Source organism: Chryseobacterium sp. VD8 (genome assembly GCF_037149975.1).
Classification (GTDB): Bacteria; Bacteroidota; Bacteroidia; order Flavobacteriales; family Weeksellaceae; genus Chryseobacterium; species Chryseobacterium indicum.
Genome location: NZ_JBBCQL010000056.1, coordinates 1 through 21340, shown reverse-complemented (window position 1 = coordinate 21340; position 21340 = coordinate 1). Strand labels below are relative to the sequence as shown.

The window sequence follows — 21340 nt, the reverse complement described above, 5'->3', positions numbered from 1 at the left end:
AAGTAAATAGACAAACGATTTATTTTTTTATAATACAAAATAAAATTAAAAAGCAACTAAAAAATAAAAGACAGCAAAGTGCTGTCTTTTTTAATTAAAAACCGGTGTAACATTGTATGTTAGTGCCTAATTTTAATTAAAAATCATCATCAAGCTGTTCTTTTTCTTAATTTTATATATTTAGACGATGGTTCGGAAAATATCCGGATAATTTACTAATTATTTCAAGCCATTAAATAAAATATGGAAACTAATACGATTAAAGAACTGAGAAACAGAATAAACATCCCTTTACATTCAGCCCAAAAACTCCTGAAGAAAAACAATAATGATGTAGAATTAAGCATACAGGAATTTCATCGCAACAAAATTAATACGATATGCAGATTAACTGAATGTGACGATAAAACTGCAAAAAAATATTACCATATCTGTAAGCATGATGAAGAGAAAGCCATGAAAAAAATTCAGGAAAAAATCTTATATCTTACAGCAACACCAGATCAGCAAATTCATAAAATAGGATTTATATTATGGGCTGAAAACAGCAGTCTGGAAAAATATTACATCCCAACAGACAGGGGCATCTTTATTCAATCTAAAGATTTTGATTATGTAATTGATATTTTTAAAGCTGCCGATTCTGAAACGTTTGACATCACAGGTCATAACCGATATAAAAATGAAACGATGAGAAAAATTGTAAATCAGATCGCAAGATTACCTGTAGAAACAGCGGATGAAGAATTATTTTTACGAAATCTGATTAAATGGTTCAATTCCAAACTGAGATTCGCAGAAGAAATCGTAGTTTATGGGAATCTATAAACATTCAACCTCAAAAGTCCTCATGTAAGGATTCAAAGTAAAACAAAAATTTAATACAAATAAATCACGCACATCATGTCAAACATCGGACTTATTATAGAAGAAAAATCTGCGGACATCGGAAACTTTCTGGTCGGAAGATTATTGCCTTTCCGTGAAAAAAGAGCAGTCGGACCTTTCGTTTTTATCGATCATATGGGACCATCCGACTTAAAAGATTATCAGAACCTGGATGTTCCGCCGCATCCGCACATCGGGCTTTCAACATTAACGTATCTTCTGGAAGGATCTATTTTTCACAGAGACAGCATCGGAAGTGCTCTGGAAATAAAACCGGGAGCCGTAAACTGGATGACTGCCGGAAAAGGTGTGGTACACTCCGAAAGAACTCCGGAATATCTGCGACATTCTGATAAAAGACTTCACGGATTCCAGATCTGGGTAGGGCTTCCGAAACATCTGGAACAGTCTGAACCTACATTTCACCACATTGAAGCAGATGAAATTCCGGTTTGGGAAGAAGACGGAATTCAGTATAAATTAATTGCAGGAGAAGCTTTTGGAAAAAAATCGCCGGTTCCGGTTCACAGCAAGCTGTTTTTTATTGAAATTAAAACCAAAGAAGCAAAAAAGATCAGCATCGGAAAAGATCTTTACGGAGAAGCTGCCATGTACGTTCTGGACGGAACTGTTTCTACTGACGGAAATTCTTACGGATCTAAACAACTGATGATAGCCAAAAACACCCAACTCTGCGAATTTGACATGAGTGAAAACGGAACGGTTTATCTTTTCGGCGGCGAACCATTTGAAGAAGAGCGGTTTATATTCTGGAATTTTGTAAATTCCGAAAAAGAACTGATCGATCAGGCAAAAGTGAACTGGCACGACCAGAACCACGATGCTTTTCCTTTGGTTCCGGGAGATGAAAACGAATATGTACCGCTTCCGAAAGCTATTTTAAACAGAAAACCATAACAATTTAAAATCATACGTGATGAAAATATTAGCATTTGCAGGAAGCACTTCTTCCACTTCCATCAACAGGGAACTTGTAAAATTTGTTCTAAAAGATTTTAAGGACGAAGAAATCAACCTGATTGATCTTAATGATTTTGATATGCCTGTTTTTTCCGTAGACCGTGAAAAGAAAGGTTTTCCGGAAGAAGCACACCATTTTTTGAAAGCGATAGAAGAATGTGATGTGATTATTTGTTCGCTTGCGGAACACAACAGATCGTACAGTGCGGCTTTTAAAAACGTTTTCGACTGGGCTTCAAGAATCAACGTGAAGGTTTTTCAGGACAAGCCGATGTTTCTGATGTCCACTTCTCCGGGAGGTTACGGCGGCGGAAATGTGATGAACACGGCAAAGATATTTTTCCCGAATTTCGGAGCGGATATCAAAGAAACTTTTTCACTTCCTAAATTTTATGAAAATTTTGATCTGGAAAGCGGTGTCATTAATCCTGAAATGCTGAAAGAGCTGAACAATAAAGTGGAAAATTTCAAAAATACGATCCGCAAATAATGACCAAAGGAAGATTAGAAGCCTTCAGTGACGGGGTTCTTGCGATCATCATCACGATTATGGTACTGGAACTGAAAGTTCCGGAAGGAAACGACTGGCATAGCCTGAAACCGCTTATCCCGAAATTTCTGGCATATATTTTCAGCTTTCTGTATGTAGGAATTTACTGGAACAATCATCATCATCTTTTTCAGGCAGTGAAAAAAGTAAACGGAAAAATTCTTTGGGCAAATCTTCATCTCCTGTTCTGGCTTTCTTTAATGCCTTTTGCAACAGAGTGGATCGGGGAAACTCATTTTGCCAAAAATCCGGTGGCTACTTACGGTTTCGGATTAGTGCTTTGTGCGATTGCCTATACGATTCTGGAAAATGCCATCATAAAAGCTGAAGGTGAAAATTCCAGACTGAAACAGGCCATTGCTTCCCGTTTTAAGGAAAATGCATCCATTGTTTTGTACGTCTCAGGGATTATTGTATCATTTATTTATCCTTATATTGCTGTAGGGTTGTATTATACCGTGGCTTTCCTGTGGCTGATTCCGGACAGACGAATAGAAAAAACTTTAAATGAGAACTGATATGGAAACACACGAATATGTAAACGGAGAAATTACCGTCATCTGGCAGCCTAAAAAATGTATCCACGCTGCAGTCTGTGTAAAAACACTTCCAAAAGTGTATAACCCGAAAGAAAGACCGTGGCTGAAACCTGAAAATGCAACCGCTGAAGAACTTAAAAACCAAATCGACCAGTGTCCTTCCGGCGCACTGAGCTATCAATTCAATACAAAAAAATAATGGCAATCACAGTAAAAGCAAGTTTAGGAACAGAAAAATACTACACCGAAGTTATTGCGGGAGAAAATACCCTTATTACGGATGAACCTGTAGACAAAGGCGGCGGAAATAAAGGATTCAATCCTTTCGAAATTCTTGCCACTTCCCTCGCAAGCTGCACAGCGGCAACGTTGAGAATGTACATCGACCGAAAAGAATGGAGCGTAGAAAAAATAAACGTTGAAGTGGAACTGGAAAATTTTCCTTTAACGAAAAGAGCTATTTTCAAAAGAGACATCAGCTTTGAAGGCACAAATCTTGATGATGAACAACTGAAAAGACTTCACGCCATTGCAGATGCGTGTCCGATTCATAAAATTCTTACAAACGATATAGAAATATTAACCAAATTTTCATAATATGATTGAAGTAAAACAAACCAACGACCCGAAACACGGAAATTTTGAAGCATTCATAGACGGAAACCATGCAGGATTAATGACATACACCTGGGCTGGAGAAGAAAGATTCATCATCGATCACACCGAAGTTGAAGAAGCATACAACGGAAAAGGCGTTGGAAAAAAAATGCTTCTTGCGGCAGTAGATTTTGCAAGAAAGAACGGAAAAACAATTATTCCGCTTTGTCCTTTTGCCAAGGCTACATTCCAGAAACATGAAGAACTTCAGGATGTTCTGGTAAATAAGACACAGGCTTAGTTTTTAGCTAAGGTTGAGATTAAGTTTGAGCTTCTGAGTTCTCAGCCTTAACTTCAACATTACATATAAAACCTTCCGGAAATATATCCTGAAGGTTTTTTCTTTTTGGGCAGAACAGAAATAAACTATATTTGCTAAAATTTAAATTAAAGCATGAATTCCGGAACTGTTCTTTTGCTGTTTGTTTTTGTCTATTTCATCGGACTTTTGGTTATTTCTTATTTTACAAGCCGAAATTCTGATAATCAGTCGTTTTTTATCGGGAATAAAAAAAGTAAATGGTGGCTTGTTGCTTTCGGAATGATCGGAACCAGCTTAAGCGGGGTAACATTTATTTCCGTTCCCGGAACAGTCGGAAAAATGACGGGAACTGAATACATCTACGGAGGATTCGAATATTACATGATGGTGATCGGCTTTTTCATCGGATATTTTATTGTTGCCGCAATTCTTCTTCCGCTGTATTACAAAATGAACCTTACCTCGATTTATACCTATTTAGGCAAAAGATTCAATGTTGAAGCGCACAAGATTGGCTCTATATTTTTTATTATTTCAAGGGCAATTGGTGCAACGGCAAGATTATATTTAGTGGTCAACGTTCTTCAGATTTTTCTTCTGGAAGGTTTGGGCGTTCCTTTCTGGGTTACCGCTTTAGTTCTTCTGTTAATGGTGCTTTTATATACGTTTGAAGGCGGTGTAAAAACAATTGTGATTACCGATACTTTGCAGACTTCATTCATGATTATCAGTCTGATTGCGTGTATCATTTATATTTTATCCCATTTAAATTTATCATTAGGCGAAGCATATACTATTTTAGAACAGAAAAATTATACCCACTTCATCAATTTTGATCCGAATTCTAAAACTTTTTTCCTGAAAACAATTTTAGGGGGAATTTTCATTACGATTGCGATGACAGGATTAGATCAGGAAATGATGCAGAAAAATATCTCGGTGGATAATCTTAAAAATTCAAAGAAAAATATGCTCACTTTCGCAGGAACACTGCTTTTTGTGAATCTGGCATTCCTGTTTTTAGGAGGTCTTCTTTATCTTTTTGCTTTGCAGAACGGCGCAGAATATGGAAAAATAGACGGAGAAACGGTAACCAATATTTTCGGTTTCAAAGATTCTGCGGGTAACATTAAAAATATCATGGGAGACGATCTGTTTCCGGCTTTATCACTTCAGGGGCATTTCCCGATGATTATTTCCGTTATCTTCATTATCGGATTAATTTCGGCATTATTTCCTTCTGCGGATGGCGCTTTAACCGCTGTTACGAGTTCGTATTGCGTAGATCTTTTGAATCTTAATGAAGACAAAAACAAAACGGAAAAAGAGAAAAAACAGCTTCGTATGAAGGTTCATTTAACGTTCACGATCATTTTCTTTATTTTGATTATGGTTTTTAAAGCGTTGAATGACAAATCGATTGTTTACCTCATCATGGAGATTGCAGGCTATACTTACGGACCGCTTTTAGGACTTTTTGCCTTCGGAATTTTCACAAAGTTTCAGATTTCAAGGAAATATTCAATTTTGGCGGTAACGATTTTAGCTCCGGTTGCAACGTACATTATCAATTATCTGGTAACAACATATACGGATTACAGAATCGGGGTAGAGTTAATTGTTCTGAATGGATTATTAACTTTCATTGGGCTTTGGTTGGTAAAACATAAATCTTATCTGAAGGTTGTTTAAAAAAATCAATGTCTTAAACCTGTTGAAACAAATTAAAAAATAATTTTCAGACAAATACAGTTCTTTTTGTGTTAATAAAAAGTACAGTAAATATAATTATTAAACGCAAAGAAACCCTGTTATTTTTTTGAGAAGTTGAGCAAAGACATTTCCGTCATAGACGGATGATGAAGCGTTCGCTTAATGACAGATGAAATCTGCTTCACTTTGTTTATCTTAAAATGTTAACTCTGAAAATAAAGACTTTGCGTTTGAAACTTAAATTTAGAAATCTATTAAAACTTTAAACAGACTTCTTTTTAAATAATAAAAATCCGCACTTTTCAGCGCGGATTTTTCCATTTCCGTAACCCATCAAAAAATTGTAAATTCGCATACAAATAAATCTTATATAATGAGTAAAAGTATTGAAGAGTTAAAATCTCTTACTACACAAATCAGAAGAGACATTTTAAGAATGGTTCATGCTGTAAATTCCGGTCATCCGGGAGGAAGTTTAGGTTGTACTGAATATTTCACAGCCCTTTACGGAAAGGTAATGAACTATCATCTTCCTTTCACGATGGAAGGTAAAAATGAAGATCATTTCTATCTTTCTAACGGACATATTTCTCCGGTATTCTATTCTACTTTGGCAAGATTCGGATTTTTTCCGGTTCAGGAGCTTAGTACATTCAGAAAATTAGATTCAAGATTACAGGGACACCCGACGACTCACGAAGGTCTTCCGGGCGTAAGAGTAGCTTCAGGTTCTTTAGGACAGGGGCTTTCTGTAGCTTTGGGCGTAGCTCAGGGTAAAAAACTGGACGGAGACAGCTCTTTGGTTTACTCTCTTCACGGCGATGGCGAATTGCAGGAAGGTCAGGTTTGGGAAGCATTTATGTACGCAGCAGCCAAAAAAGTAGACAATATTATTTCTACCATCGATTATAACGGACAACAGATCGACGGAAGTACAGATAACGTACTTTCTTTAGGAAATCTTCATGCAAAACTGGAAGCTTTCGGATGGACAGTTCTGGAAGAGAAAAACGGTAACGATCTTGAAGCTGTAATTGCCATTCTCGAAAAAGCAAAAACTGAAACCGGAAAAGAAAAACCTGTTGCTATTATTCTTCATACAGAGATGGGTTACGGTGTAGATTATATGATGGGAACTCACGCTTGGCACGGAAAAGCGCCGAATGATGAGCAACTGGAAACAGCTTTCAAACAGTTATACTTAGAGGCTCCGGCTGATTATTAATTATTAGTAATGAGTAATTGGTAATAAGTAATCTTAATTAATAATTAGAAAAAAATGAAATTTACATATACAGAAAAAAAAGATACACGTTCAGGATTCGGAGCCGGATTGGCTGAACTTGCAGATAAAAATCCTAATGTTGTGGCGCTTTGTGCAGACCTTATCGGTTCTTTGAAGATGGAAAAATTCATTGAAAAGGCTCCTGAAAGATTTTTTCAGGTAGGTATTGCGGAAGCGAATATGATGGGTCTTGCAGCCGGTTTGAGCATTACAGGAAAAATTCCTTTTACGGGAACTTTCGCTAACTTTTCCACTTCAAGAGTTTACGATCAGATTCGTCAGTCTATTGCATATTCCAATAAAAATGTAAAAATCTGTGCTTCTCACGCAGGTCTTACTTTGGGTGAAGACGGTGCAACACACCAAGTTTTGGAAGATATCGGAATGATGAAAATGCTTCCTGGAATGACGGTGATCAATCCTTGTGATTACAACCAGACAAAAGCAGCTACTCTGGCGATTGCTGATTTTGAAGGTCCTGTTTATTTAAGATTCGGAAGACCGGTAGTTCCGGTTTTCATTCCGGAAGATATGCCTTTCGAGATCGGAAAAGGAATTATGCTTCAGGAAGGAACGGATGTAACCATTGTTGCGACGGGACATTTGGTTTGGGAATCGTTACTTGCCGCAGATGAGCTTGAAAAAGAAGGTATTTCATGTGAAGTAATCAATATCCACACGATTAAACCTTTGGACGAAGAAATCATCTTAAAATCTGTTGAAAAGACAGGAAAAATCGTAACAGCGGAAGAACACAATTACATCGGTGGTCTGGGAGAATCTGTTGCAGGAATGTTGGCAAGAAAAAGACCGACAAGACAGGAATTTGTCGCGGTAAACGATACATTCGGAGAATCTGCAACCCCTGCTGAACTGATGAAGAAATATAAAATTGATTCTGCTGCCGTGAAAGAAGCAGTGAAGAGAATTTTAGATAAATAATTCTTTTAAAAATAAATAAAAAAGCATCCTTTTTGGATGCTTTTTCGTTTGTTGATATCTTCGCAAAGGAGCAAAGCTTTATCAGAATCTAGACATTTTAAGGCACAAGGATTTTCATCTTCGATAAAACTGATTGAGTAAAATCTCATTTTCTTACCTTAAAAGCAGAGTTAAAATTTAAAGAACTTTACTTCTTGCGAAATTCCAAGAAAATTATTTTAGCTTTCTGTCTTCTTCTTTTATCGCTAAATCATTAATACTTGCAAATCTTTTTCTCATCAAACCATTTTCATCAAATTCCCAGTTTTCGTTTCCGTAAGCACGGAACCAGTTTCCTTCTTTATTCTGATATTCATACTCGAAACGTACAGCAATTCGGTTATCTGCATGCGCCCAATATTCTTTTTTCAGTTTATAATTAAATTCTTTCTGCCATTTGCTGCTGAGGAATTTTACAATTTCTTCTCTGCCATTTACAAACTGGTCTCTGTTTCTCCATTCACTGTCTACAGTGTAGGCTTTGGAAACTCTTTCAGGATCCTGACTGTTCCATGCATCTTCTGCAAGCTGAATTTTTTCAAGGGCTGACTCTAAAGTGAACAGTGGAAGTGGGTGTTTCTGTTCCATTTTTAATGTATTAGATTGTTAACTATTTTTTTCGATTTTTCTATTAATTCATTTGATCTGAAAACCTGACTTTCTACAATTGAGCTTTCAAAAAGCAGATAGACATGATCAGAAAGATCCGGATCTTCCAGTAATGATGAAAAATGATCTCTCAAATCCTGTTTATGACTTTGTATAACAGACAGTATTTTTAGGTTATCCGTCGGAATTTCAGATAAAATATTAAGAAAACTGCATCCTCTGAAATTTTCTTTCCGATTCATTTCTATTAAAAAATCAAAAGAAGCGATCAGTTTTGATTTTACATCTTTTTCTCCGGATACAAATTTGTTAAGCTCCCCAAACCAATAATCATGTCTTACGTTCAGAAATTCTACACACAAATCTTCTTTCGATTTAAAATACTGATAAAAACTTGCCTTTGCCACTTTTGCTTCGGCAATGATCTGATTTATTCCCGTGGAATTATATCCCTGTTTAGCAAACAGTTCAAACGTGGTTTCTATGATTCTTTCTTTAGGTGATACCATTCTTTTGTTTTTGATAAGTCAAAGGTAATACAAAATTTCAGAAACAGACAGACTATTCTGTCTATAATTGTGATGAAAATTTATCTATCACAAAAAAGAAGTCTTTTACATCAATAAAAAAAAGCGGACAAAGCCCGCTCTCAATTTATTGTATTATTAAATTATCTAAAAAACTTCCATTTCGGAATTATTGCCAGCATTCCGAAACCTGTAAAAAGGAAAAGATTGGTAACGTCGGTGTAAAGGAAAGTAGATAAGTAATAGTTGTGCATGAAGAAATGCAGAACCAATAACGCAGGAAAAGCAAAGATGCCTATTTTTCTGTAAAAAAACATAAGCACAAGACTTACCACCATTAAAGCATCAATTGCGAAAACAGTGTAGGCGTACCAAGCCGGAATATTCAGGGTTTCGTGCTGCAAATATTCATCAAGATCGATCCCGAATCCCATAACCGTAAACAAGAGCAATGCCGCAAAAGCAAGGATGAAACCCCACCCTTTCTTCGGATCTTCGTCAAAATAGCTATATTCTTCCATAACTACAAAAATAAAGAACTTATGAGAGATTTCATAAGTTCTTTTATATAATTCGTTTAAAATTTGATTATACAGAGATCGCGTTAATCAGTCTGTTTTTGTCGCTTAAGTATTCTTCCATAGAAATCATACTTTCTGTTCTCATTACATCCTGAATATCATCGATTTGGTAGATGATTCTCTTTGCGTCGTCTGTATTCTTAGCTCTTACTTTGCAGAAAATATTATATTTTCCGGAAATTACGCTAGCTTCAATTACGTTTGGAATAGTAGATAGTTCTTTCAGAACTTCCTGAGTTCTGTTGGATTTGGTTAATAAGATTCCGATAAAAGCGGTGAAGTGATAGTCTAACTTTCCGTAATCTATATTAAGAGATGATCCCAAAATAATACCTGCATCCTCCATCTTTTTCACTCTTACGTGAATTGTACCCGCAGAAACATCCATCTGCTTAGCAATTTCTGTAAAAGGCATTCTTGTGTTCTCTACTAAGAAATCAAGAATTTTCTTGTCTATTTCGTCCAGTTGATAGTTCATATTAGTTAAATTACAATTTCTTTAAAAAATCTACATATTTTTTGCAAATTTAAAAAAAATAATTTAACAAAAAAAATTATATCAAACATTAACAATAATTAACACATATGACAAAAATCATTAAAATATTCTGATTATTTACTCCCTGATTTTACAGAATCTGTTTTTATTTCAGTTTGTTCAGCCGTTTGTTTTTTATCTTTTTTCTTCTTTTTAAATATAGAATTAAAACTCTTAGACCAGACAATACCCGCTCCGTATGCCTGATTCGCTGTTCCGTTTGATCCGGCTCCGTTTACCATTCCGATGTTGGAAGGTTTGGAATATCCCCGCAATAGAAGACTTCCGTCATTTTTCTTGGAAATATCATACTCAATCGTCCCTTCTCCGGAAAGATAATTAACGTCTGTATTTTCGGTTTTCGTGAGCGGAATTCCCAATCCTGTTTTTACTTTTACTCTTGGTGAAAGCGCAAAACTAACTCCTGCATTTGCACGGTCCCCTACATTGGAATACTGATCTCCTTTTACATAATTCAGGTCGATCTGGAATTCGTTGCTCATGGTATTTAAAACAGATCCCAATTGTTTTAATAACAAATTGTATCCCTGTGTCTCTGCAAGATCTGCCGCATTTACATTCACTCCTCCGGTGTCGGAAACATTAAAAGAACTTAAAAGTAAAACAGATCCAAACTGTAAAACTTTTTCACCTTCCTGGCTCATCTTTGAAGCCAACGTTTCTTTAATCTGGCTGGAAACATCCAACGCAGTTACATCAAGATCAATTTTAGGATCAACCAGCGATTGGGTAATATTCGCCTGAAGCAGAATACTGATAGGCTGCAGACTTCCCATATTCAGATATTTACCTGCGTTGGAAACCATTCTTACATAGTTTGCAGTAATATCCAAAGCTGGCTTCATCGCATCTCCATCCCAACGGATGCTGCTTCCTTTCTCAATCTGGAACGTTTTGTTAAGAATCGCTTTGGAAACAAAAGTTCCGTTATCTACCTTATATGTTCCGTTCATGGCGATATTTCCCTGTCGGCTCATCTGGAAACGAAGCTTTTCAGCAGCTCCTTTTACCATAATATTTCCGACATCGTCTCCAATAAGAACATTTACGGTTGTCCCTTTATCTACATCCAGAGCAAGATCAATATTCATGTTCGCTCCGGATTTTTTCTTTTCATCCAAAGTAACCAGACCGTCTTTTCCTTCTTTTAAGAATCTCAGCATCTTAAATTCTTCCACATTAGAAGTAGAGCCTGAGTTGAATGTAAATGTACTTCCGCTTAAAGCTTTCATGTTAGGAGTGGAAATACTTAAACCGGAAACAGGTCCGTCTACGTATAAATCTCCCTGCCCGTAAACTCTTCCCCAGAATAAATCCAGATCTTTCTGGGTAGTATTCAGCATTAATAAATTATCTGCTCTCATCACGAGGTTGACTCCCATCGAAGAGAGTGTCTCAAACTGAATCGCACCGGAAATATTTCCTTTTGAATTGGTTCTTCCGTCATGAACCTCAACACTGTTAAGAATCGCTAAACCTTTGGTTAAAGGAATTACAGTATCATCAAAAGAATAATCAACACCTGTAAACAAGAGTTTCAGTCCGAATCCTTTAAGTGCAATATCGCCACTGTAGTCCAGATTGCTGAATTTTCCTGAAATTTTAAGGTCTCCGGTTGCTTTTCCTCTCAGATTTCCAAAAACCGAAGTCACAAACTGCTGGGCAAAGGCTACATCAAAATCGCGCATTTCAGCGGTAAGATCGATTATTGGCGACTCAGTATTATTATTTACCGTTCCGGTTACATGAAGACTGTTGTTTCCGATAATCCCTGCGGAATTTACTTTTATATCGACATCATAAACATTCAGGGAATAACTGTTGGTTGCAGAAATGGTGATATCTCCCATGTCGTTTCCGTTCATCATGATATCATCGATCGTCATATCTACCAAAGGCTGCAGCGTGTTTTTGTCCATTTTAATTTTCACACTTCCGTTTGCAAGACCTTTAATGTTCATAGAATTTCCTCCTGCCTGCATTTCCAGCAACTTTTCGATGGCAAAATTATCCACTTCCGCATCTACATAAAAATCCTTGGCAGATTTAAACTGGGCATCTTTTATAAACAATGCACTGTTGTCTGAAAAAATCCGGAGATTCTGAATATCAAAATCGCCTTCTTTTTTACGGTAAGTGATGGAATGATTAAGTTCCGGACTGGTATCAATAGCCCATGTTACATCATTAAACTTCACCTCAGTTGGTTCAAATCTGAAAACAAAATCGCCTCCTGCGTTGGTAGACTGATTGACGTTGATCGCGTATTCTTTCAGATTGTCATCAAGCTCATCTTCAGGACTTCCGTGTTTAAATTTTGTTGCGAGATGGAGAATGGTATTATCTTCATTTCTTCCGCTTAACGTAATATCTTTAAGGACATTTTTATTGTATAAAACCCTGTTGATTTTAGCATAAATCTGCTCATTAAGATTCGCGGTATTGATTCTTACCATAACGCTGTCTACCATTGCGCTGTCTCTGGTAATTTTATCTCTTTCGTTAATTTTATACTCGGGATTCGCAGCAGCCAAAGCTTTGTCTGCTTCTGTAATCTCCTGAGTTTTCGTCATGATATATTTCAGTGAAGCCGCATCAAGATTCAGGATCAGGTTATTGGAATTTCCGTCGTACTGCCCTTCCGCTTTTGCGCCCTGCGGAATTTTAAGATCCGGTAAGAAATAGCTTACCAAACCTTGCTGAACATCAAAATTCATGGCAAAACTCTGTCCGCGGTATATTTTTCTCGGTGCAGGTCCCACAAGAATTTTATTGAGTCCGTTTTCTACCATTCCCGCAAGATCGCCAAGATTGTATCGTCCTGAAATTTTTCCGTTCACTGCTCCCGGAGCATCCACAGCAATTACTCTGCCTCCGTTTTCCACAAAGGTTTTCACTTTTGCATTCGGGATGGAGTATTTCTGGGTTGCTGTTGCAAAATTAATTCCTCTGGCTTCTACATCCAGCGCTAAATCGTTAATGGAAGACATAGCCATTTTACCAGTCACCTTTCCGCTTACAATCTGGTTTCCGGGTTTATTGGTAAAATAATTCATATTCAGATAATTTACATCAGCATTCACATCCATTGAAATTCTTGGAGTGCTGAAATCAATTAATCCTTTTATGGTTGCTTTTGCCTGTTCATCATTCACGGTGATGAGTCCGTTGTATTTTTTATGATCCAATAATCCGTCGAGATACAGATTATTGATTTCCTTATTCATGATCTCTATGCTGGAAATCTGTGATTTCGTCGTCAGTTTCATTGTATTCACATCAAAACTCTGCCCGTTGATATTGAACTTCCCAGAAATTAATCCTACCGATTTGTTTTTTGTAATCACGGAAGTATTAAGATCTTTTACTTCGGCTATTCCGGCATATTTCGGCATCGGAGAGCTGTATTCCGTTAAAGAAAAATTTGTGATTTTTGCCTGCCCGATTCCCGTCATCAGATTTCCGTTTGCAACGTAAACGCGGTTCGGATTTACACTTGCAGTTCCGTTGTATTTTAATTTTCCGAAATCATCCGCGAAGTTTTTCATTTTTTTAGCGATAAATGAAGGCATCATTGCTTTTAGATCTTTATAGGTAAAGTCCGCAGAAAGATCATTGGTTTCAATTAAAAAGTTTCCTTTCAGCAGTTTATTCACCTTCATTTTTTTGGTGGCAATATTTACATCAGGATTTCGGATGAGAAAATTATCAAGCTTAAAATCATTCAGCGGACCTGTCATTTTCCCTGAAATATTGAAAGGCTTAAAATTATCCCAGTTGGTCACAAAATAACTGATATCATATCCGCTTAACTGGCTTCCCTGTTTTAAGTTCATGTCCCATTTTACTTTATCTGCAAAATCTGCCCAAGAACCGTCATTGTGAAGGTTAAATTTAATATCTCCCTGTAAAAGCGAGTGATCTGTATTTAAAGTAAGGTCTTTCAGGAAAAGATATTCCGGCGTCATGGAAAGCTCGGTAGAAAAAGTATCCACAAAATGAGATTTTCCCCATCTTGTTGTGGTGAAAGACATATTATTGATTATTCCTGAAATATTTCTTCCGTTTACTTTTACATTGGGAGCAATCAGGTTAAAATTGGTTGCCGTTAACCACTTCCCTTTTTCGCCCGGAGAATTCAGATTAACGATGGAAACTTTAGAATCCAGAATCTGCAGTCTCGAGTCCAGTTGAAACGGAGGCTTATTGGGGTTTCTCTTTTTGCCGCTGTCAAACAGCTTGGTAAAACGGATGAAGTTTGAAATACTGTCGCCTTTGTATGTAATCACTTTTACATCCGCATTTTTTAACGTAAGAGAATTGAAACTCAGCGAATTATTTTTAGTGATATTGGAGGCTAAAGAAAGCCAGTTGGAATTGGCAATAAATTCTTTGGACTGAATAAAATCGTATCCTTTATAATCTTTTATTTTTAATCCTTTGATTTTTACATTTCCGAAAAAATTAACCTCAACACTTTCGGTTGACATTTGTGCTTTAAAGTCGCGGTTAACAATTTGTAACGCCTGATCTGCTGCCCATTGTTTTGTGGAAGGGAGATTAATGATTATAAAAATAGCGGCAACCAAAGCCAGACCCAGCCAGAAGAGAATCAGTAAAAGTTTTGCCCACCATGAATAACTTGTAACGTCTTTTACCGCCTGTTTTCCAAACTCTTCAGCCGTTTCAATGGGATGATTAATTGCATCTGAAGCAAGTTCTGACGCTTCTTTAACTGTTTCTTTTACAACACCTTCCGCATTTTCAACAGCTTTCTGTACCTGATTACCTAAGTTACCAGCTACTGATTTTTTGTTCTCATTCTCGTTATTATTCTCTAACTTTGCCATTATTATGAGCGACTCTATAATTTTAGGTATTGAATCGTCCTGCGACGATACATCAGCAGCTATCATCAAGGGAAATTCTATTCTTTCGAATATTGCAGCGAATCAGGCGATCCATAAAGAATATGGCGGTGTGGTTCCTGAGCTGGCTTCGCGTGCGCATCAGCAAAATATTATCCCCGTTGTTGAAAAATCCTTAACCAAAGCAAATATACAACAAAATGCAATTTCTGCGATAGGATTTACACGTGGACCGGGACTTTTAGGTTCTCTTCTTGTGGGAACGTCATTTGCTAAGTCTTTGGCAATGAGTTTGGATGTTCCGCTTATTGAGGTAAACCATCTCCAGGCGCACATTTTAGCCCATTTCATCGAGGATGCAAATCCTGTGCCGCCAAAGTTTCCTTTTTTATGTCTTACCGTGAGCGGCGGACATACGATGATTGTTCTGGTGAAAGATTATTTCGATATGGAAATCATCGGGAAAACTACTGATGATGCAGCAGGAGAAGCATTTGATAAAATCGGGAAGATATTCGATCTTGATTATCCGGCAGGTCCTATTATAGACAGACTGGCTAAAGAAGGAAATCCGGATGCTTTTACATTCAATAAACCTAAATTAGAAAATTACGATTATTCGTTCAGCGGAATTAAGACTTCTGTGCTGTATTTTATTCAGAAAGAGGTAAAAAAAGATCCCGATTTTATTAAAAATAACATGAATGATCTTTGTGCTTCGGTACAGAAAACGATTATTGAAATTCTGATGAACAAACTGGAAAAGGCAGCCAAAGATTTAAATATTAATGAAGTGGCGATTGCAGGAGGAGTTTCGGCAAATTCGGCTTTGAGAACGGCGATGCAGAAAAATCATGAAAAACTGGGCTGGAATATTTACATTCCGAAATTTGAATATACAACGGATAATGCAGCGATGATTGCGATGGTTGCTCAGTTAAAATTTGAGCGGGGAGAATTTACTGATCTTAGAACTTCAGCAACCGCAAAATACGATTTATGAAAATACTGTTAGAGGAAAAAATACTTGGCAAACATTCTAAGAAAAACTCCAAATATTACTGGATTTTAGAAACGGTGACGGGTAAGAATGAAGCATCGGAGGATTTCGCCGATTATTTTCCGGCAAGCTCAGAAACGGGATATGTTCAGAATATTAAGGAAGAAATTATTGAACAGATCAATGCAGAAAATGTTTTCAGTTTTGAATATGAACCGAAAGAGGGAGATTATTTATCCATCAAAAATAATTTAAGAAAAAATGAATATCTGAATTTGATTTTCATGAATAATAAATGGATTGAGGAAATTTACACCTGTTCCTACAGAGATTGTGAAGGCGATATTTATACAACGATAAAAACAGGAGTGGCATTTTTAAGCGAAAATGAAACTTATTTTTAATAGTCAGTTAGAAAAATTCAGGCAGATTCTAAATATTTAAATATGAAACTTTTTTACGGAGAAATTGAAGGAAATGTGGTAACGATTAACGATGAAGAACAACAACACATTGTAAAAGTTCTTCGGATGAAAAACGGTGAAGCCATTCATGTAACAGACGGAAAAGGAAATCTTGCCTCCGGAAAACTGACGATTGAAGGTAAAAAAGCCCATATTGAAGTAGATGAGATTAAAAATAATCTTCCAGATTTCAGTCCGAAACTTCATATTGCGATAGCTCCGACTAAAAATATTGACCGGATTGAATTCTTTGTTGAAAAAGCGGTCGAGATGGGAATTTCTGAAATTACTTTTCTACAGACGGAAAAAACAGAGCGTAAAAATATCAATCTGGATAAAATTAAAAAACAGGCAATTGCTGCATCTAAACAGAGCTTAAGATTTCATTTTCCTGTTATTAATGATTTAATAAAAATTCAGGATTTTCTTAAAAATATTTATCCCGAACATACATTTGTTGCGCATTGCCACGAGAATTTAGAAAGAATGGAACTCAATAAGATTCCCGGATTACAAAATATCACTTTTCTGATTGGTCCTGAAGGCGATTTTTCGGAAAAAGAGATTTCTTTTTTAGCTGAAAATAATATCAAAGCAGTTTCTTTGGGAAATCAGAGACTGAGAACAGAGACCGCCGGAATTTTTGTTGCCGCGTGGAATTATAATCAGATGATTTAGAAACCATTATCTTCATCTTCCTGATAATGGGTCATGGTTAGCTTTTTATGCTTCCACTCATATACTTTATAGTAATAGTTTACCGGACCGACATGATAAGTTGATGTAATTGCTTTATTTTTTTTATCAACTACAGGATTAATAATCGTATCCATTGGCTTGTAATAATCGTACTTTTTAGTTTTTTTATTGTACAGCCAGAAACTTGATGAAGACCAGTAATTTCCCATCTGATTTATTACTTCCAAATCCTTAAATCCGTCAAAATTTACATCCTGACTTACATTAAAATACGCTTCAGACTCATTTAAAACAGAAACCGTATCAAAAATAATTCTCTGATGAAGTTTTTTCTGATGAAAAATATCAATTGATTTAAAATTGATTCCATCATTAATATTCTGTCTTCCTTTTAACGTATAAGAATATCCGTTTCCGGTTAAAGTTTTTGAAAAGGAAACCGTTGTGGTATCTTCAGGTTCTTCTTCAATGAGATTTTGTGAAAAAGTATCAACAGCAATTTTAGCTTGAGGTATGTTATCAGTCTTTTTATTGCAGCCTATTACTATCAGAACTACGAAAAGCACCGTTAATCTCATAATTCAAGATCATTATCCTTCAAATATTTATCAAAAATCTGCTGTCCGCTTCTTATGGAGTTTACTGCCCAACGGATTTTCATCCTCAGGAGTTTTTCTTCATTCAGTTTATAATCAATATCAGATTTCAATAATTTCTGCTTCAGTTCATACATACAAATAGAAGCGGCTACGGAAACATTAAAACTTCGGGTAAAACCATACATCGGAATCGCCAGAGTTTCATCCGCAAAATCCAAAATTTCCTGAGAAACGCCTTCCATTTCCGTCCCGAAAACCAAAGCCATCGGTTCTGTAATTTCGTATTCGGGCAGCATTTTGGCATTATTTTCAAGCGAAACCGCAACAATTTTATAACCTCTGTCTTTTATGTTTTGGAAAGACTCCATGCTTCTCGGCATTTTTTCCACTTCTACCCACGTATCTGCGCCTTTTGTAACGCGAAGATTGGGTTCAAAACTGTATTCTTCCTGCAAAGCCACCACTTTATGAAAACCGCACGCTTCCACAGAACGTACAATTGCCGCTGCATTCCTGAACTGATAGACATCTTCCACGACCGGAAGAATAAAATCTGAACTTTCCGGCGCAAAATGCTCAATTTTACTTAATCTTTCTTCCGTTAAAAACTGCTTTAAATACTCAAAAGTTCGCTGTAAATCTTTCATTCATTTTCAAATCTTTGCAAATTAACGTAAATTTGAGGAATCCTGCGAATGGAGGATAAAAATCTAAGAAAAGTCCTGTATGAAAAGAAAAGTCCTGTTGATATACACCGGTGGAACGATCGGAATGGAGAAAGATTATGAAAGCGGAAGCCTCCGTGCGTTTGATTTCGGAAATATTTTTGAAAAAATGCCAGAAATGAAGCTTATGGAATGCGAAGTTTTTGTACATCCTTTTGAAAAACCGCTGGATTCTTCCGACATGGGACCTGAAGAATGGAAAATTATCGCTCATTATATTCAGAAAAATTATCACCAGTTTGACGGATTTTTAATTCTACACGGAACAGACACAATGTCTTATACCGCTTCTGCATTAAGTTTTATGCTGAAAGGATTGAAAAAGCCGGTTATTTTAACGGGCTCTCAACTTCCGATCGGAGATTTACGAACCGATGCCAAGGAAAATCTTCTCACGAGTCTTTATTATGCAAGTTTGTATGAAAATGACGAAGCGGTTATTCAGGAAGTGGCGATTTATTTTGAATATAAATTGTTGAGAGGAAACCGCACTTTGAAATATTCTGCGGAGTATTTTGATGCCTATGCAAGTCCAAACTACCCTATTCTCGGGCAATCCGGAGTACATTTAAATATTATCAAAGATAATCTTTACCGCTGTAATCCTGATACAGAATTTCATGTAGACGATTATATTTCGGAAGATGTTATTTTCTGGAGAATTTTTCCGGGGATGAACCTGAATCACTTTAAAGAAATCCCGACCATGAAGGTTCTTATTCTTCAGGTTTTTGGCTCAGGAACTATTTTCAGCAGTGAAAAAACAGTGGAAACATTGCAGCAGATCCGGGATAACGGAACTGAAATCGTGGTGGTAAGTCAGTGTATTTCAGGAGGAATATCGTTCGGAAAGTATGAAAACAGCAATATTTTTTCAAGAATCGGAGCCATCAGCGGAACGGATATTACGGCGGAAAGTGCGATTACCAAAGCAATGCATTTAATAGACAACCCAAATTACACAGGAAACTTCGCAGAAAACTTCTCCAAAAGCCTTTGTGGAGAAATTTCCGGATAAATTTGCATTTTGAGTTTGCAGATTCCGGAAAATAGTCTATTTTTGCAATCTCAAATACAAAGAGAGGTGTCCGAGTGGTTGAAGGAGCTACCCTGGAAAGGTAGTATACGGGTAACTGTATCGAGGGTTCGAATCCCTTCCTCTCTGCAGATAAAAGTCTTAGGTTTTACCTGAGACTTTTTTGTTTTAACACTCTTCGTATTATCAAAAGCCTGATCCTTTTTTTATTGTATTTACCAAAGATTACCGTATGGCTTTCTTTTGCGACTTTAATAATTACCTTTGAAATTGGCTAAAACATTCTTCAATATAAAAGAAATAAACGTAATAATATGTATATTGCATTTTACGCAGTGCGTAAATTTGGATATTAAAAGAAATTTAAAACGCAGAATCAGGAAATAATGAGTGAATTTTCAGGGTATGAAAAAATGCCTAATAGTTTAAAAAAGCTGGGACTGAATGAACATGATTTTTCCCAAATGGAAAAATTAAAATGGGTTGTAACGGAAAAAGTACATGGTGCAAACTTTAGCTTTGTGTATGATAATGGTAGTCTAAAATTTGCAAAAAGAAAAGAATATCTCAATTGGACAGATGATTTTTTCGGTTTCCAGTTGGTTGTAAACAAATTAGAAGATAATATTTTGCGTCTTTTTGAACATTTAAGCCACGAAATAGAGGGTGAGAAATACATTGTTTACGGAGAGCTTTTTGGCGGCAAATATCCTCATCCTGAAGTAAGTGCCATAAATGACTTACAGGCAATTCAGACTGGAGTATACTATACACCGGACATTGAGTTTTGCGCTTTTGATATTGCTATTGAGAACAATGGTTCAAATTCTAAATATTATCTGGATTATGAAAGTTCACTCGCTTATTTTAATCAATTTAAAATATTTCATGCAAGACCTTTATTGATTGGAAAATTCAATGAAGCAATGAATTTCAATATCAGAATCAACTCGACTATTCCAAAAGAATTTAACCTTCCGGATCTGCAAGATAATTTAATCGAAGGGGTAGTTATAAAACCTTATAATCAAACAGATAACACTTTATTATCAAGACCAATTGTTAAATTAAAAAATCCTGAATTTGATGAAGAGGATAAATTTCATGAAGCTCAAAAATGGTCATTCATTCCGGATGTTTCTTCTAAAACAGAAGATTTGTCTTTTATTCTAGAAGAATTGAGAAATTATATTACACAGAACAGGTTAAATAGTGCCATCTCTAAAATAGGAACATTAGATATGAATAATCCACTTCGGGTTTCTGAGATCAAAACAGAATTTCTGGAAGATGTAATAGCAGATTTTAACGAAAATAATAATATCTGGAATGATTTATCTTCTAGCGAACAAGAGTGGATTATAGAAAGAGTCAGCTCTGAAATAAATAAAATAATAGCTTCTACCAACAACAGTTTTTAGAAATTAGAGTTTAACGCTTATTAAAGTTTGCCCGAATTTTTGATTTTCAGTGGTTAAAATTTAAGACCTGAAATTATTAGTTCTGCACACGAAAAATATAAGAAAATTTTGATAATCGATTGAGGCAATATCATGAAGATGAATAAATAACAACCATCAACGATAAAAAAATCCCAGTTTTTCAACCGGGATTTTCTGTTTGAAAAAGTACCAACTAATTTCAAACTACAATTTAGCTATATGAATGTTTTGGTGTTTTGGTTAATTGCACATCGTTAAAAACTGATGGCTCATCTGCACTTTAAATTTCGCTTCTGATTTCAGTTTAGAATAGATCATGCTTTCAAAGGCCTGCACTTCTTTTAATTTCTGATCAATACATTCTGCGATCTGAAC

22 protein-coding genes and 1 tRNA gene are annotated in these 21340 nt (G+C 36.1%); 16 read left to right on the top strand and 7 right to left on the bottom strand.

The window, feature by feature from the left end; all coding sequences use genetic code 11:
- Positions 1-243 precede the first annotated feature (243 nt).
- The 10 genes from WFK35_RS08690 to WFK35_RS08645 all read left to right on the top strand — a co-directional run bounded on the left by WFK35_RS08690 (position 244) and on the right by WFK35_RS08645 (position 7817).
- Positions 244-828, top strand: a complete 585-nt coding sequence (locus WFK35_RS08690; protein WP_336732339.1) for a hypothetical protein — start codon at positions 244-246, stop codon at positions 826-828.
- 75 nt (positions 829-903) lie between these two features.
- The gene (locus WFK35_RS08685) at positions 904-1806 is read left to right on the top strand and encodes a pirin family protein (protein ID WP_076395687.1); all 903 of its coding nucleotides are present in this window, start codon (positions 904-906) and stop codon (positions 1804-1806) included.
- 19 nt (positions 1807-1825) lie between these two features.
- Positions 1826-2359: an NADPH-dependent FMN reductase gene (locus WFK35_RS08680; protein ID WP_235133090.1), complete on the top strand. Its 534-nt coding sequence runs from the start codon at positions 1826-1828 to the stop codon at positions 2357-2359.
- Positions 2359-2937: a TMEM175 family protein gene (locus WFK35_RS08675; RefSeq protein ID WP_336732338.1), complete on the top strand. Its 579-nt coding sequence runs from the start codon at positions 2359-2361 to the stop codon at positions 2935-2937. The genes WFK35_RS08680 and WFK35_RS08675 overlap by 1 nt, the downstream gene beginning before the upstream one ends.
- Before the next feature lies 1 nt (position 2938).
- Complete coding sequence (locus WFK35_RS08670) at positions 2939-3157, top strand: (4Fe-4S)-binding protein (protein WP_214588721.1); 219 nt, start codon at positions 2939-2941, stop codon at positions 3155-3157.
- Positions 3157-3555, top strand: coding sequence for an OsmC family protein (locus WFK35_RS08665; protein ID WP_235132609.1), 399 nt, complete (start codon positions 3157-3159; stop codon positions 3553-3555). Before WFK35_RS08670 ends, WFK35_RS08665 begins: the two co-directional genes overlap by 1 nt.
- A gap of 1 nt (position 3556) precedes the next feature.
- Complete coding sequence (locus WFK35_RS08660; protein ID WP_336732336.1) at positions 3557-3856, top strand: GNAT family N-acetyltransferase; 300 nt, start codon at positions 3557-3559, stop codon at positions 3854-3856.
- Positions 3857-4009: 153 nt separating this feature from the next.
- Positions 4010-5569, top strand: coding sequence for a sodium:solute symporter (locus WFK35_RS08655; RefSeq protein ID WP_336732334.1), 1560 nt, complete (start codon positions 4010-4012; stop codon positions 5567-5569).
- Positions 5570-5963: 394 nt separating this feature from the next.
- On the top strand, positions 5964-6815 hold the full coding sequence (locus WFK35_RS08650; protein ID WP_076392612.1) for a transketolase: 852 nt from the start codon (positions 5964-5966) through the stop codon (positions 6813-6815).
- Between the two features lie 54 nt (positions 6816-6869).
- A complete protein-coding gene (locus WFK35_RS08645; protein ID WP_336732333.1) occupies positions 6870-7817 on the top strand; it encodes a transketolase family protein in 948 nt (315 codons plus the stop codon).
- A gap of 213 nt (positions 7818-8030) precedes the next feature.
- On the opposite strand, the gene WFK35_RS08640 is transcribed toward WFK35_RS08645, so the two are convergent.
- The 5 genes from WFK35_RS08640 to WFK35_RS08620 all read right to left on the bottom strand — a co-directional run bounded on the left by WFK35_RS08640 (position 8031) and on the right by WFK35_RS08620 (position 14982).
- Positions 8031-8444, bottom strand: a complete 414-nt coding sequence (locus tag WFK35_RS08640; protein ID WP_336732332.1) for a nuclear transport factor 2 family protein — start codon at positions 8442-8444, stop codon at positions 8031-8033.
- Between the two features lie 2 nt (positions 8445-8446).
- Positions 8447-8974 carry a TetR/AcrR family transcriptional regulator gene (locus tag WFK35_RS08635; RefSeq protein ID WP_336732331.1) on the bottom strand — a complete coding sequence of 176 codons (528 nt, stop codon included), beginning with the start codon at positions 8972-8974 and terminating at the stop codon, positions 8447-8449.
- Positions 8975-9135: 161 nt separating this feature from the next.
- Complete coding sequence (locus tag WFK35_RS08630; protein WP_116547814.1) at positions 9136-9513, bottom strand: hypothetical protein; 378 nt, start codon at positions 9511-9513, stop codon at positions 9136-9138.
- A gap of 67 nt (positions 9514-9580) precedes the next feature.
- Positions 9581-10051 (bottom strand): Lrp/AsnC family transcriptional regulator, encoded by a 471-nt coding sequence (locus tag WFK35_RS08625; protein ID WP_029298841.1) that lies wholly within the window; start codon positions 10049-10051, stop codon positions 9581-9583.
- Positions 10052-10185: 134 nt separating this feature from the next.
- Positions 10186-14982, bottom strand: a complete 4797-nt coding sequence (locus WFK35_RS08620) for a translocation/assembly module TamB (protein WP_336732330.1) — start codon at positions 14980-14982, stop codon at positions 10186-10188.
- Positions 14983-14986: 4 nt separating this feature from the next.
- On the opposite strand from WFK35_RS08620, the gene tsaD reads away from it, so the two are divergent.
- The 3 genes from tsaD to WFK35_RS08605 are packed head-to-tail and all read left to right on the top strand — an operon-like array spanning position 14987 to position 17142.
- On the top strand, positions 14987-16003 hold the full coding sequence (gene tsaD / locus WFK35_RS08615; RefSeq protein ID WP_336732328.1) for a tRNA (adenosine(37)-N6)-threonylcarbamoyltransferase complex transferase subunit TsaD: 1017 nt from the start codon (positions 14987-14989) through the stop codon (positions 16001-16003).
- A complete protein-coding gene (locus WFK35_RS08610; RefSeq protein ID WP_076392626.1) occupies positions 16000-16404 on the top strand; it encodes a hypothetical protein in 405 nt (134 codons plus the stop codon). The genes tsaD and WFK35_RS08610 overlap by 4 nt, the downstream gene beginning before the upstream one ends.
- Positions 16405-16446: 42 nt before the next feature.
- Positions 16447-17142, top strand: a complete 696-nt coding sequence (locus WFK35_RS08605; RefSeq protein ID WP_336732327.1) for an RsmE family RNA methyltransferase — start codon at positions 16447-16449, stop codon at positions 17140-17142.
- Here the strand turns inward: WFK35_RS08605 and WFK35_RS08600 are convergent.
- Positions 17139-17741 (bottom strand): XAC2610-related protein, encoded by a 603-nt coding sequence (locus WFK35_RS08600; RefSeq protein WP_336732326.1) that lies wholly within the window; start codon positions 17739-17741, stop codon positions 17139-17141. The genes WFK35_RS08605 and WFK35_RS08600 overlap by 4 nt on opposite strands.
- On the bottom strand, positions 17738-18409 hold the full coding sequence (locus WFK35_RS08595; protein WP_336732325.1) for a TrmH family RNA methyltransferase: 672 nt from the start codon (positions 18407-18409) through the stop codon (positions 17738-17740). Before WFK35_RS08595 ends, WFK35_RS08600 begins: the two co-directional genes overlap by 4 nt.
- Before the next feature lie 79 nt (positions 18410-18488).
- Here WFK35_RS08595 and WFK35_RS08590 point away from each other — a divergent pair, with 79 nt between their 5' ends.
- The 3 genes from WFK35_RS08590 to WFK35_RS08580 all read left to right on the top strand — a co-directional run bounded on the left by WFK35_RS08590 (position 18489) and on the right by WFK35_RS08580 (position 20944).
- Positions 18489-19505: an asparaginase gene (locus tag WFK35_RS08590; protein WP_336732324.1), complete on the top strand. Its 1017-nt coding sequence runs from the start codon at positions 18489-18491 to the stop codon at positions 19503-19505.
- Between the two features lie 60 nt (positions 19506-19565).
- Positions 19566-19652: transfer RNA gene (locus WFK35_RS08585), tRNA-Ser, on the top strand.
- Positions 19653-19909: 257 nt separating this feature from the next.
- A complete protein-coding gene (locus WFK35_RS08580; RefSeq protein WP_336732323.1) occupies positions 19910-20944 on the top strand; it encodes an RNA ligase family protein in 1035 nt (344 codons plus the stop codon).
- Positions 20945-21340: the final 396 nt, after the last annotated feature.